Genomic DNA, 17,481 nt, shown 5'->3' on the forward strand with positions numbered 1-17,481 from the left:
GGCATCCTAAACTTTCTGTGTGGCCATCCATGCCATGCGATCAGTGGAAGGATCGCCACCCGGCATTCATCCTGCAGCGACGTTCATAAATACAGGCGTGATCGGGGCGGTGAGCAGGAGACCAACATGAACTTGCACAACATCTCACACCCCTCGGTTAAGCACTGCGCCGACAAGGTGAACGCGAGACATATTCACGGTAGGCCGGAGTCTGAGCTGGTTCCGTCACGCTACGCACTGAAGGTCGGCACAATTGAGGTGATGGTGATCAGCGATGGGGTGCTATCGCTGCCAGGCGCAATGTTGGGCCACAACATCGATCCCGCTGTCCGAGCGTCATGGCTTGAGGACAGGTTCCTGCCGCCGGACGTGCTCGAGTGGGCACTGAACGTCGTCGTGGTACGCAGTGGCGGCCGGACCATCCTCATCGACGCCGGAATGGGTATGGAGTTTCCGGATCTGCCGCGGGCCGGGCGGTTGGTTCAGCGACTGGAGGCGGCCGGCCTCGATCTCGCATCGGTGACCGACGTGGTGCTGACCCACCTCCATATGGACCACGTGGGCGGTCTGCTCGTCGACGGAGTGAGGGACCGGTTGCGTCCGGACCTGCGGATCCACCTGGCGGGCGCCGAGGCCAAGTTCTGGGAGGCGCCTGATTTTTCCCGCGTCTCCATGCCGCCGGGGTTCCCGGACGCACTTCGGAGGACGGCCACGCGGTTCCTGCACGAGTACGACAGCCAGTTGCGGTCATTCGAGCAGGAGTACGAGGTGGCTCCGGGGGTGATGATCACCCGCACCGGCGGCCACACCCCCGGGCACAGCGTGGTCCGCCTGGCGTCCGGCGGCGACCGGCTAACGTTCGCCGGCGACGCCGTGTTCCAGGTCGGGTTCGAGCACCCCGACTGGCATAACGGCTTCGAACACGACCCAGAGGAGGCGGCCCGTGTCCGGGTCCGTCTTCTCCGGGAGCTGGCGGCAAACCGCGAGTCGCTCGTCGCTACTCACCTGTCGTTCCCGTCCGTCTGCCATGTGGCGGTCGACGGCGACGTCTTTCGATGCGTACCAGGCCCCTGGGAGTACTGACCGCTTCTTGGGCTGGGGTGCATTCGGGCAGGGGTCGCAGATCTAGGGCGGAGCCGGCCGACAAGTTCAACGGGGCTGTATTGGGCCAAATTCATCATCAATGCTTTACTACAGGAGATCGGTTATGAAGATCGTCATCAACGGTGGAACTGGCCTCATCGGATCGAAAACAGTCGCGAGACTACGCAGCGCCGGGCACGAGGTGGTCGCCGCATCACCGCAAAGCGGCTTTAACTCCGTAACCGGTGAAGGAGTCGCGGAAACGGTGGAGGGTGCCCAAGTCATCGTCGACCTGTCGAACTCCCCCTCCTGGGAGGATGCTGCCGTCCTCGAGTTCTTTCAGAAGTCGACGAGCAACCTCATCGCTGCCGCAAGGGCGAACGGGGTGAAGCATTACATAGCCCTGTCCGTCGTCGGAACGGAGCGTCTGCAGGCGAGCGGCTATTTCATAGCCAAGCTGGCACAGGAGACACTGATTAAAAATTCTGGTGTTCCTTACACCATTGTCCATTCGACGCAGTTCTTCGAATTGCTGGGCTTCTTGGTCAAGGCCTGGGAGAGCGGCAATAAAGTGATTGTGCCCGCCGCGCTGATCCAGCCGATTTCCTCGGAAGACGTTGCCGACGTCATGGCGGAGGTGGCACTGGCCGCGCCTCGCAATGGAATGGTCGAGATCGCCGGCCCGGAGCGGTTCAATATCCGCGATCTGGTTGCGGAGTATCTGGCTGCAATGGGCGATCCTCGGGCTGTCGAGGCCTCGGCGGGTGTTACCTATTCCGGAGCCGAGCTCGAAGAGACGACGCTGGTTTCGGACGATAATCCACGCCTCGGCAAGATCGATTTCGACCAATGGTTCGCGGCTAGCGCCAAGGCCGCCTGAGCACCCACACGAACACCGCTGTCGTCCGGTCCTCCTTTCAATTCGGGGCTCTGCCTCAGCCAGCATTAAGACGAAAGGCATAACCTATGAGCACTGTTACCACGAAGGACGGGGTCGAAATTTTCTACAAGGACTGGGGCCCTAAGAGCGCCCAGCCCATCGTCTTCCATCATGGATGGCCGCTGAGTTCCGACGATTGGGATGCTCAGATGCTCTATTTCGTGGGGAAGGGGTATCGTGTCATTGCCCACGACCGACGCGGCCATGGCCGCTCGTCTCAGGTCAGCGATGGCCATGACATGGATCACTATGCTGCTGACGTCGCCGCCGTCGTTGAGCATCTCAACCTGAGACACGCTGTTCATATCGGTCACTCGACCGGAGGCGGGGAGGCGACGCACTATGTGGCGCGCCACGGTCAGGCTCAAGATCGAGTTGCCAAGCTCGTGCTGATCGGTGCTGTGCCGCCGGTCATGGTCAAGGCCCCGGCTAATCCCGGAGGGCTGCCGCGTGAGGTGTTCGACGGTTTGCGAGCCCAACTTGCAGCAAATCGCTCGCAGTTCTATCTCGATTTCGCGGGCGGGCCTTTCTACGGCTACAACCGCCCTGGAGCCACACCATCCCAGGGGATCATCCAGAACTGGTGGCGCCAAGCCATGGCAGGCGGCGCCAAGGCTCACTACGACGGCATCAAAGCCTTTTCCGAAACCGATTTCACTGAGGACCTGAAGGCGATCACTGTTCCCACGCTCGTCATGCATGGCGACGACGATCAGATTGTGCCCATCTCGGATTCCGCGCTGCTGTCGAGCAAATTGCTCCAAAACAGCAAACTCAAGGTCTACGAGAAATTCCCGCACGGCATGTGCACCACACATGCCGATGTGGTGAATCCGGATCTTCTTAGCTTCGTGAAATCGTGAAGGCCCTACGCCCTACATCGTGGCGGCAGTCTCAACGGAGGACTTCCAATGAAAGTCATGATCAATGTCGCAGCCGTAGCATTGTTGCTGACCATGGCAACTGCCAATGCTCAGACGCCTGGCTCATCCAATAAAGGTCTTGCAGTCCCTGGCGCCAAGAACTCAAAGGTCACACTGGTCTATCAGCACGCTCTGCCAGGGGTTCCAGGCAAGAGCATCAAGGGTGTTACGGTCGAATACGGACCCGGCGGCTACTCACCATCCCACACCCACGCCAAATCCGCGATCATCTACGCGACCGTAATTGAAGGGTCAGTTCGCATGCAGGTCAACGAAGGACCTGAAGTGACCTATCAGACCGGCCAGAACTGGACGGAGATGCCCGGGGATCATCATCGTGTCAGCGCCAATGCCAGTCAGACACAGCCGGCAAAGATCCTTGCTGTCTTCGTCGTGGATGACGTCGATACCGAGCTGACAATCCCGGATAAGAGGTGACGGGCGGCGCGACATTGAACCGACATTGAGCCGTCGGTTTGCGGTGGCCCATTGCAATTTCCTTCGCGCCAGATCGTTCATGTTTGGGAGAGAACGATGAGAATTGTCGTAGTAGGTGGCACCGGACACATCGGTTCCAGACTCGTTACAGACCTTCAGGACTACAACCAGAATGTAGTGGTGGCCTCACGGTCTTCGGGTGTCAATACAATCACCCGTGAAGGACTGGCCGAAGCCTTGGAGGGCGCACAGGTTGTCGTCGACGTAACGAACTCACCGACGTTTCAGGATGATGTTGCGCTGGAATTCTTCCTTGCATCGGGCCGGAACCTTCTGGCCGCCGAGGAGGCCGCTGGCATCCAGCATCACGTCGCCTTGTCTGTCGTCGGGACGGATCGTCTGCCGGAGAGCGGCTACTTCCGGGCGAAGATGGCCCAAGAGAACCTGATCCGTGGCTCGCGCATACCCTATACGATTCTAAGATCGACGCCGTTCTTTGAGTTCCTCACCGGCATTGTCGAAAGTGCGGCCGATGGCAACGTACTTCGGTTGTCGCCGGCTCCTATTCAACCCATCGCAGCCGATGACGTTGTGGCAGCGTTACGTGAAGTGGCGATGGGTCGACCACAGAACCGCGAGATCGAGATTGTCGGCCCCGACAGGTTTGGCCTCAATGAGATCGCCGAGCAGATCCTGACCGCCAACGAAGATAGTCGAATGGTCGTCGCCGATCCCCGGGCATTGTACTTTGGAGCGGTGCTGCAGAACGACACCCTTGTATCGGGGGATCATCCGCGCTTTGCCCCCACACGGTTCGAAGATTGGCTCAGACGCTATGTAGCCGACGCCTTACCTGTGGCCTTCTAGATCACGACACAGGGAAGCGGGAGAGCCATGTTCAAGCACAGCAATTATGTGCCGAAAACCGGGATCGAACGGTGGATTGAGGCAAGGCTGCCCATCATCCGCTTTGCACATGAAACCGCGGTGTCTTACCCGATCCCGCGGAACTTGAATTATTTCTGGACCTTTGGCGGGATACTGACGTTCATGCTGGCGGCGCAGATCGTCACCGGCATCTTCCTCGCCATGCACTACGTCCCGAACTCTGATCTGGCCTTCTTGTCAGTCGAACGGATCATGCGCGACGTCAACTATGGATGGCTCATTCGGTACTTGCATGCCAATGGCGCCTCGATGTTCTTCATCGCGGTGTACGTCCACATCTTCCGTGGCTTGTACTACGGATCCTACAAGGCACCTCGTGAGATCATTTGGGTTTTAGGCATCATCAACCTCCTGATCATGATGGCGACCGCGTTCCTGGGGTATGTCCTTCCTTGGGGACAGATGTCGTTCTGGGGCGCTACCGTGATCACGAACCTTTTCTCGGCGATCCCGCTCGTCGGCGAGACCATCGTGAGCTACCTCTGGGGCGGCTACTCGGTGAGCAACCCGACCTTGAACCGCTTCTTCTCCCTGCACTACCTGCTGCCCTTCATGCTTGTCGGCACCGTCACACTTCACGTCTGGGCGCTCCATCACGTAGGACAGAACAATCCGACGGGTGTGGAGATCACGGACTTCAAAAAGGATACGGTACCCTTCACACCCCATGCGACCGTGAAGGATCTGTTTTCAATCATCACCTTCATCGTCTTCTTCGCCTATTGGGTGTTCTACATGCCGAACTATCTCGGTCATGCAGACAACTACATCCCAGCCAACCCGTCTGTAACGCCGTCTCATATCGTGCCGGAATGGTACTTCCTGCCGTTCTACGCCATCCTGCGAGCCATTCCCGATAAGCTCGGTGGCGTCATCGCCATGTTTTTGGCAATCCTTCTTGTAGCGTTCCTGCCTTGGCTCGATACCTCCAAGGTTCGCTCGATGCGGTATCGTCCGATCGCGCGGCCATTGCTTTGGATGTTCGTTGCGGCCTTCATCGGCCTTGGGTATCTCGGCAGCAGGCCGGCAGAAGGCGGCTATGTAATCGCGGCTCAAATCCTCACGGTCATATACTTCGGGTACTTCGTTGCCCTGCCAGTGGTCGGTTTGTTCGAAAAGCCGCTGCCGCTGCCCCTTTCGGTCAATGAGTCCGTCCTGGCCGGTCACAAGATGGCTGATCCGGAATCCGACGAGCCCGTCACACGCATCCGACAACATATAGGTGGGTAAGCCATGCATGTCGGTCGACAGTACAAAATCAATGATTTCATCGCCTGGACAAGGTGGGAGATCGGCTGGATCATTGCTTGGTCCGTTCTTGTGACCCTATTTTTGGAGGTCACAGGCTGGAGGTTTCTGACTGTGCCGGGCCCGATCCTTACCATCGTAGGATCAGCGCTCGCGATCAGCCTCGCCTTTAAGAGTCAGCAATGCTACGCACGCTTCAATGACGGCCTTATCCTATCTGGCCAAGTCAGTACGGCCAGCTTAGTCCTAGCCAACAGGTTGATGGCGACTATTGGCAATCGAGATGCCGTGCCGGAACCGGGACTGAAGGAGATATTTTACCGCCATTTTGCGTGGCTGACCGCGCTGCGCTTTTATCTCCGGGAAAAGCGATCCTGGGAGAATACATTTGACCGAGGGAATGTCAGCTATCTTGCTAGACTTCCAAGTCCCGAGAGCCAATCCGTCCTCGAGGATCAGCTGAAGTCCTATCTTTCGGATGGCGACCTGCAGAAGTTCAAGGCGCATTGCGGCGACAAGGAGGCCCTCCTCATTCAATGGCAGTATGAAGCCATCAAGAATCTCCATAGCAGAAACTTGATCAGCGAACTGATCTTCACCGTACTGACAGGCGCGTTGGATGAGCTTCTTCGACTGCAGGGTGGCTTGAAACGGGTCAAGAACTATCCGTATTCACGCAACTATTATTCGATCGCCGTTATCATCGTGAAGATTTTCGTCGCGATGGTGCCGTTCGGTCTCTTGCCCTACGCCCGGGAACTGGGCGAGCCGACTGGGATTGCGGCATGGACGGCGTGGTTGAATATCCCGCTCAGCGCGATTGTCGGGTGGGTCTTCGTCTCAATGGAGAAAGTCGGTGAGAACTCCTCGAATCCGTTCGAGGGGAATGCCAACGATGTTCCGATCTCATCAATCGCGCGTCGAATCGAGATTGAGATGAGGGGTATGCTCGGTGAGATGACTGACCTCAAACCTATTGAGGCCAAGGAAAGTATTCTGTTCTAGCCGTCGAGAACAATGGACGGTCCCTGTTTCATCTGGTGGAACTTCGTCTCGTCGCGCCAAGACTGCATCGAGAGGGCTAAGGCTGACCCGAGATGCCCCAGCGGAACAACCCATGAGGGATATCATGCCCGATGCTTCGCTCAGTGACCGCCCTGATCGCCTGCCAACCAGGGTCACCCTTTTCCTGTTCGCGACCGGCATCGAGAACAGCTATCCCACGATCGAGAATGGCCGCGTGCGCCGGGACCAGATGGAGGAATGCGGCCACTACGGTCAGTGGCAGCGCGACTTCGAACTTCTGGCCGACTTGGACGTCCGCTTCCTGCGCTATGGTCCGCCACTGCATAGGACCTTTCTCGGCCAAGGCCGCTACGACTGGGAGTTCGCGGACCTGACGTTTGCCTGGCTGAAGGAACGCGACATCATCCCCATCGTCGATCTGTGCCATTTCGGCGTGCCGGACTGGATCGGCGACTTCCAGAACCCGAACTTCCCGGCGCTGTTCGCCGAGTACGCCCGAGCCTTTGCGCACCGCTTCCCCTGGGTCCAGTTCTACACCCCCGTCAACGAGATGTTCATCTGCGCCCAGTTCTCGGCCGCCTACGGCTGGTGGAACGAGCAACTGAAGAGCGACCAAGCCTTCGTCACCGCGCTCAAGCACATGGCCAAGGCGAACGTGCTGGCCATGTACGCCATCCTGGAGGAGCGGCCGAACGCCATCTTCATCCAAAGCGAGTCGACCGAGTACTTCCATGCCGACAACCCGAAGGCGATCAAGTCCGCCGAGTTCTACAACGCCCGACGGTTCCTCTCGCTCGACCTGAACTATGGGTACCCGGTCAACTCGCACATGCACGAGTACCTGCTCGACAACGGCATGACTCGGGACGAATACCACTTCTTCCTGGACAACACCCTGCGCCACCACTGCATCATGGGCAACGACTTCTATAACTCGAACGAGCACCGGGTGGGCGCCGGCGGCGAGATCCGGCCGGCTGGCGAGGTGTTCGGCTACGACGAGATCACGCGCCAGTATCACGACCGCTACGGTCTGCCCGTGATGCACACCGAGACCAACTTCGACCAGGGGCACGAGGGGGACGAGGCCGTCGACTGGCTGTGGAAGCAGTGGGCCAACGTGCTGCGGGTGCGCAACAACCGCGTGCCCATCGTCGGCTTCACTTGGTACTCGCTCACCGACCAGATCGATTGGGACATTGCTCTCCGCGAACAACGGGGGCGGGTGAACCCGCGGGGACTGTACGATCTTGATCGCAAGATCCGACCCGTGGGGGAAGCGTTTAAGAAGCTCCTGTCCCAATGGCGTGAGGTCTTGCCGACCCAGAGCGTCTGCCTGTTCGTGCCGGTCATGCTGCCGAGTGAGTACGACACGCCGGTAGCGGCCCGTCGGCGCGAGGGATGGCGGCGATACTTGCGCCACGAACTGAAGACCAAGCCCGCGTTGGGAAATTAGTGGCGGATAGGCGACCCCTGCGGCAGAGTTGCCGGTTGGTCTAGGCAGGGCAGGTGCACCGCGCCGACGTTTGGCCTAGGATTGACCCCATGGTTTCACCTCGCATGACTGCAGCCTCGTACGATTGGACACGCAAGGGGGAGGAACTCGCGGCGTGGCTGATCGGTCCAGCACGTCTGTCTGGCGATGCAGTTGCGGTGACCTCCGGCTTTGCTGAGCAATTGACCGCGATGGGCGTTCCTTTGCACCGGCTGCGCATTGCCATGCGCGTCGATAACCCGCTGTTGACCGCCTGGGGCATCATCTGGGCACCAGAGACAGCGGCCGAGATCTTCACCATCAGCCAGGCTCTCCGGGAGTCCCCCACATACGTCGGCAGCCCGTCCCAGCATGTTATGGAGACCGGGACCTGGTTCCGGCGCCGGCTGGGCCAGCTTGGGTCGGACGATCACACTGTCCTCCATGAGTTGGCGAATGCCGGCTTTACCGACTATGTCGCGGTCCCGGTGACCTTCGGGAACGAGATCATCCAACCGGCAATGTACGCCACACGGCACGACAGAGGTTTTACCGAGAGCCATATCGGCCTGATCAAGGGCCTTTCAGTTCCCCTCTCGGCTGCGCTCGAAGCTATCGCCATGCGCCGATCGACCGCAAGCCTGCTGGCTACCTTCCTGGGCGAGGGGCCAGCCACGCACGTACAGGCTGGCGCGATACACCGCGGCGACATCGTTGAGACAGAGGCGGCAATCCTGCTCACCGACATGCGCGGGTTCACGCCTCTCTCGCTGACATTGCCCCCATCACAACTGCTGGCCACGCTGGGACGCTATTTCGAGGCCGTGGCCGATGCCGTTCGGGCGGAGAGAGGCGACGTTCTCAAGTTTATCGGGGACGGGGCCCTATCGATCTTTCAGGTGGGGGCGGGCGGGCGCACAGCCGCCTGTGCAGCGGCTGTACGGGCCATATCGCAGGCGATCGCGGTGGCGAGAGCGGAAAATCTTCCGCCGTTCGTAGCGGCTCTGCACGTCGGATCCGTGATGTACGGCAATATCGGCAGCCTTGACCGGCTGGATTTTACTGTGGTCGGACCTGCCGTGAATACAGTCAGCCGACTGGAGGGGGTTGCCAAGGTGAGCGGCGAGTTGGTGGTTTGCTCCGAAGCCTTCGCCTCTGCTCTGCCAAGAACGCTCATGCGAACCATGGGCCAGTTTGAACTCAAGGGGATGGATGGACAGCATGAGGTTTTCGCCCCAAGGTTGGAGCAAGTGAGCCGAGCATGAACATCAAGGCGCGGCCGTTGAGGGGTAAACGTTTGCCCTTCAAGCTAAGACCACCTGCTTGGGACCGTCTGCCGGTACTTACGACTGCCAATCAAGGCAATTGAGCGAAAGTGATTGTGCCGGGGCTCATCCGACGACGAGATCGTTGACCTCAGGGTGGCGGCTCACCCAAGCCCCTAGGAAAGAGCATCGGACGACCGCCTGACGTCTGGTCTCCCGAATCAACCGAAACACTCCCTCTGCCAGTTTCGAACCAATCCCCCAGCCGGATAGCTCTTGGGGCACTTCGGTATGAATGAGAATGACCTTGCTACCCTCCAGCCGATAATAAGCCGCCGCAATCGTGTCTTCGATGGCCATTTCAAAGCGATGAGCGGCTGGGTTCTCGATAACGCTGCAGTCCATGTGTTCTATCCTGCCGTACCTTCGATGCGTCAAATGTATCCTGACTTTTCCATGAGGCACGAACAGGAAGGTATAGCCTGCCTGCTACCGAGGTATAGGTCGGCTCGACGATGCCCCTCAATGGGCCTCCATTTACTCGCCTAGAATATAGCTTTCGCGATTAACGGATTGGGCTCAGATCGAGCAGCCGCCCTTTCAGCGGCGGACTCTGTACGAGAATTCTTAGAAGGATCAGGTTCTACAATCTGGAAAAAGGAACATAAAATGGTGCACGTTTCCCCTAACGGTGGTGGCAAGGCTCTGATGGATGTCAACGACGCAGCGTTACTCTTGCTCGATCATCAGACGGGCCTGTTTCAGACTATCAAGGACGTTCCTCTCCCCGATCTTCGGGCCAATGTCGCAGCACTTACTCGGATTGCCACATTGCTTAAGCTGCCGGTTATTACAACGGCGTCAGAACCGAAGGGACCAAACGGCCCGCTAATGCCGGAGATTACCGAATTGGCGCCACATGCCGTCTACGTGCCGCGGAACGGCGAAGTGAATGCCTGGGACAACGACCTCTTTGTCCAGACCGTGAAGAAGACGGGAAAAAAGACGCTGATCATGGCCGGCGTCTGGACAAGCGTTTGCGTCATGTTTCCGGCCCTCGATGCCTGTGCTGCAGGCTTCAACGTTTATGCTGTCGTTGACGCCTCTGGAGATCCTAGCGAAGTGGTGTCTCGCACGACGCTTGCCAGGTTTGCACAATCTGGAGTGATTCCGACAACTACCAATGCAGTAATTTGTGAGCTTCATCGCACTTGGAGGCGTCCTGACGCGTCAGACATTGCCGACATCTATGCCATGGTCTCACCGAATTATCGGGCAGTCATGGAGAGCTACCAGAAGGCACAGACCTTCGGTGATAGATTGAAGAAAACCGCTTAAGCGATACTAGTATCACTTGCAAAAGCCTGTTCACTCGGCACCTGATGACCGCCGGGCAGTTCTTCCAAGGGATGTTGCACCCACCGAGTGGAATTCGATCCTTAACGCTAAGTGTCCGGCAGGGCTTTCCCCCCCCAGCCGGGCCAGCTGTCCGTCACTTGGACGAATTCGCAAGGTAAATTCACGAAGAAACCAAGGTTCCTGCAAGGACTTTCCGTCAGCCCGTCGCCATCCTGCGATCACAACAGGCGCTGCCGATTCTGACAATGGTCCAGACGGCGTGAAGAGAATCATTGAAAGCGGGGGCTGTCATGGGAATCTATAGTGCAATGCGGACAAGCCTTTCAGGCATGAACGCTCAGTCGTCCAAGCTATCGACCATCTCCGACAATATCGCCAATCAAAACACCACAGGCTACAAGCGGGCATCCACCGAGTTCGCTACCTTTGTGACAGCAAGCAGCCATGGCTCCTATGACTCTGGCTCCGTCACAACAAGCGTCAGGTACAGTATCAGCCAACAAGGGGCCAAGCAGTACACGACCTCAGCGTTCGATATAATGATCGACGGGAACGGATTTTTCCCAGTCGTGGATGCTGGTGGATCCCTGGCCTTCACTCGCGCAGGCTCGTTCGTCCCCATTGTTCGGCTGGCTGAGACAGATGCCGGAACGAAGCAGGCCGTTACTCGCCTTGTCAATCCGGCTGGATTTGAATTGCTGGGTCGGAAACTCAATGCCGATGGAACACCCAACGGCTCAGGAACCCTTGCGCCAATCGAACTGCCATCGGGTGAGTTGAAGCCAAATGCTTCAAAAAGCGGGGTGTTCAAGGCGAATTTACCGGTCAGCACGGGCGTTCGTGGATCATGGACACCCCCAGCTGGTGCGCGCCCTGCAGAGGGAACCTACGACCTCAAAACAAGCATTGTGACCTATGACCCCTTGGGAACAAAAGTAACGCTTGATGTCTATTTCGCGAAAACAGGCAACAACGAGTGGCAAGCTGCGGTCTACGATAGTGGCGGCGCATCTCGCCCGGTCAGCCTCCTTGGTGCGACTATTCTCACCTTTGATCCGATGACCGGCAAAGGTTCCGGAGGATCACTCTCGTTCAATATTCCACATGCGACGGAGACGGGCGCGACATTCCCGTTCACTCTCGACCTCACCGGCATGACGCAGGTATCTGCTCCCTATTCGGTCTACAAGGCAGAGGCTGATGGAAATGCTGCGAGCTCGCTCGAGGGATTTGAAGTGTCGAGTGATGGAACTTTGTATGAGGTCTATTCGGATGGGACGCGCAACCCATCGTACCAGATCCAGCTCGCGAGCTTCGAGAGCCCTGACCGCTTGAGTACCGAGCCTGGTAACGTCTATCGAGAAACGCAAGGGTCCGGTGACGTTAAATATGGCACAGCGGAAAGTGCTGGTTATGGTACGGTCAATTCCGGAACTCTTGAGGCGTCGAACGTCGATTTGGGGACGGAGCTCGCGGAGATGATTCAGTCCCAGAGTGCCTATACAGCCAACTCTAAGGTCTTCCAGACCGGATCAGAGCTCCTCGATGTCCTGATCAACCTAAAACGTTGAAGCGTCTACGGGTTAGGGGGCACATGATGCAGGCTCGCGCAGCTTCACTCATCCTGGCTGGGTTCATCGAAGGGGAGGGAGGTACAGCCATCTTGGCGGCAGATCACTCATCCCTTGTTTCACTTCGTGGCGTTGCCGGGAGCAGGCCGTTCAACATCTACGTGGCGGGCGCGAAGCCAGGTGAGGGGGTGTACCGATGGACGATCTCTGTCCCATCAGAAATCCTGGACGATGACCTTGAGATCACCGTTGTTGGTGCCATCAGAACCACCCCTATGGTGTGCACGTACATCTTCATGCCAAGAGCATTCCTTCGGATTCTGGGCACACGGCATAGCGCCGATGTCCGGGTCGGGCTGACGGTGAACCCTTTTAAGGGAGGCTTTGTGACTGATAATCGTCCGTGGCCGATTATAGAAGGGACCTCAGCAGGATTCCCGCTTGAACCTACGCCTCACCTTCATGATGAGGATACGTACGTCCTTCCAACATTGCGATCCTAGTGTGGTCTAAGTCTATGTGGCAGCTCAGTGAACCTACAGACATTTGAGTGGAAGGCTGGGAGCGACCGGGTGCAGTTCGTTTTTGGCAGCTACACGCTCGATCCCGATCGACGTGAGCTCAACAGAGGATCCGACACGATCGCGCTTGGACCACGGGTGTTCGATCTACTGCTCTATCTGGTACAACATAGCGACCGGGTCGTTAGCAAGCGCGAATTGCTGCATAGTGTTTGGGGCGGGCGGATCGTCTCTGAGTCAACTCTGACGAGTCATGTCAATGCGGTGCGCAATGCCATCGGCGATAGCGGTTCGGAGCAACGCTTGGTGCGTACTGTCGCCCGGAAGGGGTTTCGGTTTGTTGCCGAGATTCAGGCTTCTGACCGGCCGAGTCGAAATATTACTCCTAGTCAGACGCCTTCCGGGTCAAACACTCTGCCAGCACCCGTACCGAACGTCTGCGAACGACCGTCCATCGCTGTCCTGCCGTTCCTTAATTTAAGCCCAGATCCCGATCAGGAGTTCTTCGCTGATGGTGTGGTTGAGGACATAATCGCAGCACTGTCGCGCGTTGGATGGCTCCTTGTCATCGCTCGCAATTCGAGTTTCACGTATAAGGGTCGGGCGGTTGACGTGAGGCAGGTGGGACGGGAGCTGGGCGTCCGGTATGTGCTTGAGGGCAGTGTACGGAAAGCGGCAGACCGTGTGCGCATCACTGGGCAACTTGTCGACGCAACCACTGGCCTGAATGTTTGGTCAGAACGCTTTGAAGGCTCGCTCGACGACGTCCTTGTGGGCCAAGACAGGATTGCAGTCAGCATTGTTGGCGCACTCATTTGCCAACTGGAGCGTGCCGAAATCGAGCGCGCTCAACGCAAGTCGACGGAGAACCTCGACGCTTACGACTATTACCTGCGCGGAATGGCGAAGTTTCATCGGGGAACTAAGGAGGCCGTCGACGAAGCCCTGCCGCTATTTCACAAGGCAATTGAACTCGATCCGGACTCTGCAGCTGGTTACGGAATGGCGGCTTGGTGCCATGTTTGGCGCAAGCTTAATGGTTGGATGACTGATCGTAGGCAGGAGACTGTCGAGGGCGCTAGATTAGCCCACCGTGCCATCGAACTTGGGAAGCACGATGCAGTCGCTCTCACCCGTGGCGGTCACGCCCTCGGCCATTTCGGAGGAGACCTCGACGCCTGCATTGCACTGCTTGACAGGGCACTGGTGCTTAATCCCAATCTCCTGGCAGCGTGGTGCCTTAGTGGATTCCAGAGAATTGTCCGCGGGGAACCAAATGATGCAATTGAGCGCCTTGCGAAGGGCATGAGACTGAGCCCTTTAGACCCAGAGATGCCTCGGATGCAGACCGGTATGGCACTGGCTCATTTGCTGGCCGGAAGCTATGACCTTGCTTCGCTATGGGCCGGCAAGGCATTAGGGGAATTACCGAACTTCGCGCTCGCTGCTGGGATCGTTGCCGCAAGCGAGGCACTCGCAGGCCGAGTGAGCGAGGCAGAGCGCGCAGTGCGCAAGTTGGGCCAACTGGATCCTTCTCTATGCGTCTCCAACCTCCGTGACTGGGTGCAGCTTCGGCGAATAAAAGATTTGGATCTATTGACGGATGGACTTCGAAGATCAGGCCTACCGGAATAGCGCTGGGCGGTCATCTCGGTGCCAAGGTACTCACGGGCGCAGGCCGATTAGCCCGGCGGGTGCTATCCGAGCTAGGTGTATCGCAACCGATCAACGGACCTGAGCATGGTCATGGTATTCACTACGTAGCACCAACTGCTATCACCCAAAGTATAGGTCTTCTGAACCTTCCGACTGTCAGGACATCTGCAGGTCTAATGGAGATCTGAAAACGCAATTGGTAATTTCGATTATTGACAGGTTGTCGAGAAATTTTATTGCAGCATTTGGGCAGTCTGGCTCGGTGCCAGGAGGCAGTTATGAATACAATTGAGGAGCAACGCATCCTCCTTGTCGATACCAATCCGCTGTTTCTGGAGAGACTCGCACTGGAATTAAGGGCCAGAAACTTTGATGTTGTGGTGACAGAATTCGCCCCCGAGGCCTTCCAAATCCTGAGAGACTGGCGCCGCCCCATCGACTGGCTCTTCAGCCGTGCAATTTTGCCGGGCCTGAACGATGGCTGGATTTTGGCCGATGAGTATCACGACAGTCATCCCAATCGAGCTGGCGTAATTGCCGCCCACTGAGGTGAGAGTTTCGGCCCAAAGGCATATCGTCCTCAAGGATCCGCCGCCTAATGCCGTGCTCGAGACTATGCGGTGCATCATGTCCAATAACCAATCATTGAGGATATCCTACGACATCAAGGACGTGGGGGAACGACTTGCTGCATAGGGGGCGAACTTCCGCTTTGGACAGGAACATCGGACGTTTCTGTCAGTGAACAAATTTCACTGCGTGAACCGCAGGAGACCTTCAGCCATGGAGGCGAGCCACAAACTTCCATCTCGAGCTTCCTACCTTCGGCTCTTGATCTTCGACGTTTACCGCGAGGTCTCGCGCCAGATCCGGGAGATCTTCTATGCCTATACGCCACTGGCGGAGCCTCTGTCGCTGATGAGGCGTATCTCGATTTAACTGAGAACCTGAAGGGCATCCCGCATGCCACCTATGTGGCACGGAAAATCAGAGCCAGAATCTGGCATGAGACCCATCTGACAGCTTCGCCTGGAATCAGCTTCAACAAGTTTCTGGCTAGAATGGCATCGGATCAGATCAAGCCGAATGGCCAGTTCGTAATTATGCCGGCGATGGGGGCAGCCTTCGTTGAGAGCCTCCCGGTCGGCAAGTTTCATGGCATCGGCCCGGCCACAGCGAGGAAGATGAGTGAGCTCGGCATCTTCACCGACCTGAAGGCTCAGGCGCGGGACTTCCTGCAGGAACGCTTCGGAAAGACCGGAACCCGCTATTTCTGGGTTGCCCGTGCTGTTGACCATCGCCCAGTCCAGCCCGGCCGCATCCGCAAGTCCATTGGCGCCGAATCCACCTTCGAGAAGGATCTGGAGAGCTTCGGGGAAATGAAGGCTGCACTCCAGCCAATCATAGATAAGGTCTGGCAGCATTGCGAGCAGACCGGCATACGCGGGCGCACGGTGACGCTCAAGGTGAAGTTTTCCGATTTCCAACAGATCACCCGCAGCCGCACCTTGCCCGGCTATGTTGAAAGCCGGTCGGGGCTTTGGCCAGCCCCCACGAGGTGGTCCGGTGTCAATGTTAGTGCATGATCGGTCGTGGCGCTACGGCTGGGGTGGCCGGCGGGCGGGGCTTAGAAGTTTCCCTTGGCAGCCTCTTTCAGGATCATCTTGTCGAGAGTGAGATCCGAGACGGCGCGACGCAACCTGGCGTTCTCGGCTTCCAGTTCCTTCAGGCGCCTGACCTGATCGGACTTCAGCCCGCCGTACTCGGAGCGCCAGCGGTAGTAGGTCACTTCGGTCACGCCGATCTGCCGGACCGCCTCGGCCACTGTGCGGCCCTGTGCCGTCAGCACATCCACCTGCCGCAGTTTCGCGACGATGTCCTCGGCCGTGTGTCTCTTCTTGCTCATTCGCTTGTCCTCCATTCGGCTTGAAAGCCATACATCAGGGAGGACCACTTCTCAGGGGGCAGGCCATCTCGGCATCAGCCTTCTCCATGCCTTTCTTCATGGATGTGGCGTTCGCTCTGGTCTTCGTCGGCTACGCGTTCGGATTCAATTGAGCCTACGATCGTATCTTGCCTCTGCCTGCTTGGCAGAGGTCAGCGAGATCAGGGCCGCCTCCTACAGGAATGCGCCACGCCGGATTGCATAAGTTCTGAATAGAAAAGTTTGCCAGCTGGCGTCCCCATGGGCACAAGCTGCGAGGACCTCAGCGCACATCCGAACCTGCGGAAGAGAACAGGCTCTTGGAGTCAGAAATGAAGACATATTGCGAGTTTACGTTCGAAGCCGCGCACTCGGTGGCTCCCTATTCCGGGCTGCATGGACACACCTTCATCGTCAAACTCACCTTCGGTGGAGCCGTCGACGAGATCTATGGCTGGCCGGTCAATCTCTATGAGGTCGAGAACTACATCAAGGAAATCAAGGGCGAGCACGGATCGGGCCTCGATCACGGCAATCTCGATCTCAACCCCGAGATCGGCATCGCCTCTCTCGAGAACGTCACCACGTATATCTGGAAGCTCGTGAAGGCTCGGTTCCCCAATCTCGAAGAGGTCGAGCTCAAGCGCGGCATGCCCGGCTCGACGGCTTCCATTGGTCCAAAAAGGAGAATTGGCTCGACAAGGGCTAGTTCCATAAAGGCGCTTCTCGGAAATTCGTGGACGATTGTCTCACGCCCGCGGCGGCAGCAGCTCCGCCCGGTGGATCTCCATCGAAACCGTCACAGTCAGCACCCACTGACGATGTTCGTCTCTGACCTCGACTGTGACCTCGCGGCTGTCGCCCTCCGGCAGCCGGTCCCGGCCGATTTCCGCCGCCGCACAGGCGGCCTCGTATTCGGCCTCATCCAGGCTGTCGAACTCCAAGCCTACGTCATCGGGCGTAAATGTCTGGCCCTCGCGCGTATCGAAGAAGTAGCGGGACATGCCTCTCAACCAGAGGAGTTTCCTTATGTTCCCATGCCTTGTCTGAAATGCATTCCCCTGGGATAGTCAGACCATCGCCAGCATTCGAGCCTGAGGCGCTG

At 57.8% G+C, this 17,481-nt stretch carries 15 protein-coding genes and 2 pseudogenes; 15 read left to right on the forward strand and 2 right to left on the reverse strand.

The window, feature by feature from the left end:
• Positions 1–126: 126 nt before the first annotated feature.
• The 9 genes from ACS5Q1_RS31535 (at position 127) to ACS5Q1_RS31575 (ending at position 9,345) form a co-directional block, all read left to right on the forward strand.
• Complete coding sequence (locus tag ACS5Q1_RS31535; RefSeq protein WP_473101910.1) at positions 127–1,083, forward strand: MBL fold metallo-hydrolase; 957 nt, start codon at positions 127–129, stop codon at positions 1,081–1,083.
• A gap of 124 nt (positions 1,084–1,207) precedes the next feature.
• Positions 1,208–1,963, forward strand: a complete 756-nt coding sequence (locus ACS5Q1_RS31540) for an SDR family oxidoreductase (RefSeq protein WP_473101911.1) — start codon at positions 1,208–1,210, stop codon at positions 1,961–1,963.
• Positions 1,964–2,049: 86 nt separating this feature from the next.
• Positions 2,050–2,886 (forward strand): alpha/beta fold hydrolase, encoded by an 837-nt coding sequence (locus ACS5Q1_RS31545; RefSeq protein ID WP_473101912.1) that lies wholly within the window; start codon positions 2,050–2,052, stop codon positions 2,884–2,886.
• 93 nt (positions 2,887–2,979) lie between these two features.
• Positions 2,980–3,384, forward strand: a complete 405-nt coding sequence (locus tag ACS5Q1_RS31550; RefSeq protein ID WP_473101924.1) for a cupin domain-containing protein — start codon at positions 2,980–2,982, stop codon at positions 3,382–3,384.
• A gap of 96 nt (positions 3,385–3,480) precedes the next feature.
• The gene (locus tag ACS5Q1_RS31555; protein WP_473101913.1) at positions 3,481–4,251 is read left to right on the forward strand and encodes an SDR family oxidoreductase; all 771 of its coding nucleotides are present in this window, start codon (positions 3,481–3,483) and stop codon (positions 4,249–4,251) included.
• Between the two features lie 27 nt (positions 4,252–4,278).
• Positions 4,279–5,562: a cytochrome b gene (locus ACS5Q1_RS31560; protein ID WP_473101914.1), complete on the forward strand. Its 1,284-nt coding sequence runs from the start codon at positions 4,279–4,281 to the stop codon at positions 5,560–5,562.
• A 3-nt stretch (positions 5,563–5,565) separates the two neighbouring features.
• A complete protein-coding gene (locus ACS5Q1_RS31565) occupies positions 5,566–6,585 on the forward strand; it encodes a bestrophin family protein (protein ID WP_473101915.1) in 1,020 nt (339 codons plus the stop codon).
• A 124-nt stretch (positions 6,586–6,709) separates the two neighbouring features.
• Positions 6,710–8,062: a family 1 glycosylhydrolase gene (locus ACS5Q1_RS31570; RefSeq protein WP_473101916.1), complete on the forward strand. Its 1,353-nt coding sequence runs from the start codon at positions 6,710–6,712 to the stop codon at positions 8,060–8,062.
• Positions 8,063–8,151: 89 nt separating this feature from the next.
• Complete coding sequence (locus ACS5Q1_RS31575) at positions 8,152–9,345, forward strand: adenylate/guanylate cyclase domain-containing protein (protein ID WP_473101917.1); 1,194 nt, start codon at positions 8,152–8,154, stop codon at positions 9,343–9,345.
• A gap of 126 nt (positions 9,346–9,471) precedes the next feature.
• Here ACS5Q1_RS31575 and ACS5Q1_RS31580 read toward each other — a convergent pair whose 3' ends face one another.
• Positions 9,472–9,750, reverse strand: coding sequence for a GNAT family N-acetyltransferase (locus tag ACS5Q1_RS31580; protein ID WP_473101918.1), 279 nt, complete (start codon positions 9,748–9,750; stop codon positions 9,472–9,474).
• Positions 9,751–10,014: 264 nt separating this feature from the next.
• Between ACS5Q1_RS31580 and ACS5Q1_RS31585 the strand changes: the two genes are divergently transcribed.
• From ACS5Q1_RS31585 to dinB, 5 genes and pseudogenes are all read left to right on the forward strand, one after another.
• Positions 10,015–10,683 carry an isochorismatase family protein gene (locus ACS5Q1_RS31585; RefSeq protein ID WP_473101919.1) on the forward strand — a complete coding sequence of 223 codons (669 nt, stop codon included), beginning with the start codon at positions 10,015–10,017 and terminating at the stop codon, positions 10,681–10,683.
• Between the two features lie 311 nt (positions 10,684–10,994).
• Positions 10,995–12,275 (forward strand): flagellar hook protein FlgE, encoded by a 1,281-nt coding sequence (locus ACS5Q1_RS31590; RefSeq protein WP_473101920.1) that lies wholly within the window; start codon positions 10,995–10,997, stop codon positions 12,273–12,275.
• 572 nt (positions 12,276–12,847) lie between these two features.
• Entirely contained in the window at positions 12,848–14,431 is a 1,584-nt protein-coding gene (locus ACS5Q1_RS31595; protein ID WP_473101921.1) for a winged helix-turn-helix domain-containing protein, read from the forward strand.
• Positions 14,432–14,730: 299 nt separating this feature from the next.
• Positions 14,731–15,000 carry a hypothetical protein gene (locus tag ACS5Q1_RS31600; protein WP_473101922.1) on the forward strand — a complete coding sequence of 90 codons (270 nt, stop codon included), beginning with the start codon at positions 14,731–14,733 and terminating at the stop codon, positions 14,998–15,000.
• A gap of 289 nt (positions 15,001–15,289) precedes the next feature.
• A pseudogene (gene dinB / locus ACS5Q1_RS31605) lies at positions 15,290–16,038 on the forward strand (DNA polymerase IV); the annotation flags it as partial.
• Between the two features lie 27 nt (positions 16,039–16,065).
• Here the strand turns inward: dinB and ACS5Q1_RS31610 are convergent.
• A pseudogene (locus tag ACS5Q1_RS31610) lies at positions 16,066–16,358 on the reverse strand (transposase); the annotation flags it as partial.
• A gap of 350 nt (positions 16,359–16,708) precedes the next feature.
• Here ACS5Q1_RS31610 and ACS5Q1_RS31615 point away from each other — a divergent pair.
• Positions 16,709–17,446 carry a 6-carboxytetrahydropterin synthase gene (locus ACS5Q1_RS31615; RefSeq protein WP_473101923.1) on the forward strand — a complete coding sequence of 246 codons (738 nt, stop codon included), beginning with the start codon at positions 16,709–16,711 and terminating at the stop codon, positions 17,444–17,446.
• Positions 17,447–17,481: the final 35 nt, after the last annotated feature.

Source organism: Microvirga sp. GN3, assembly GCF_055792825.1.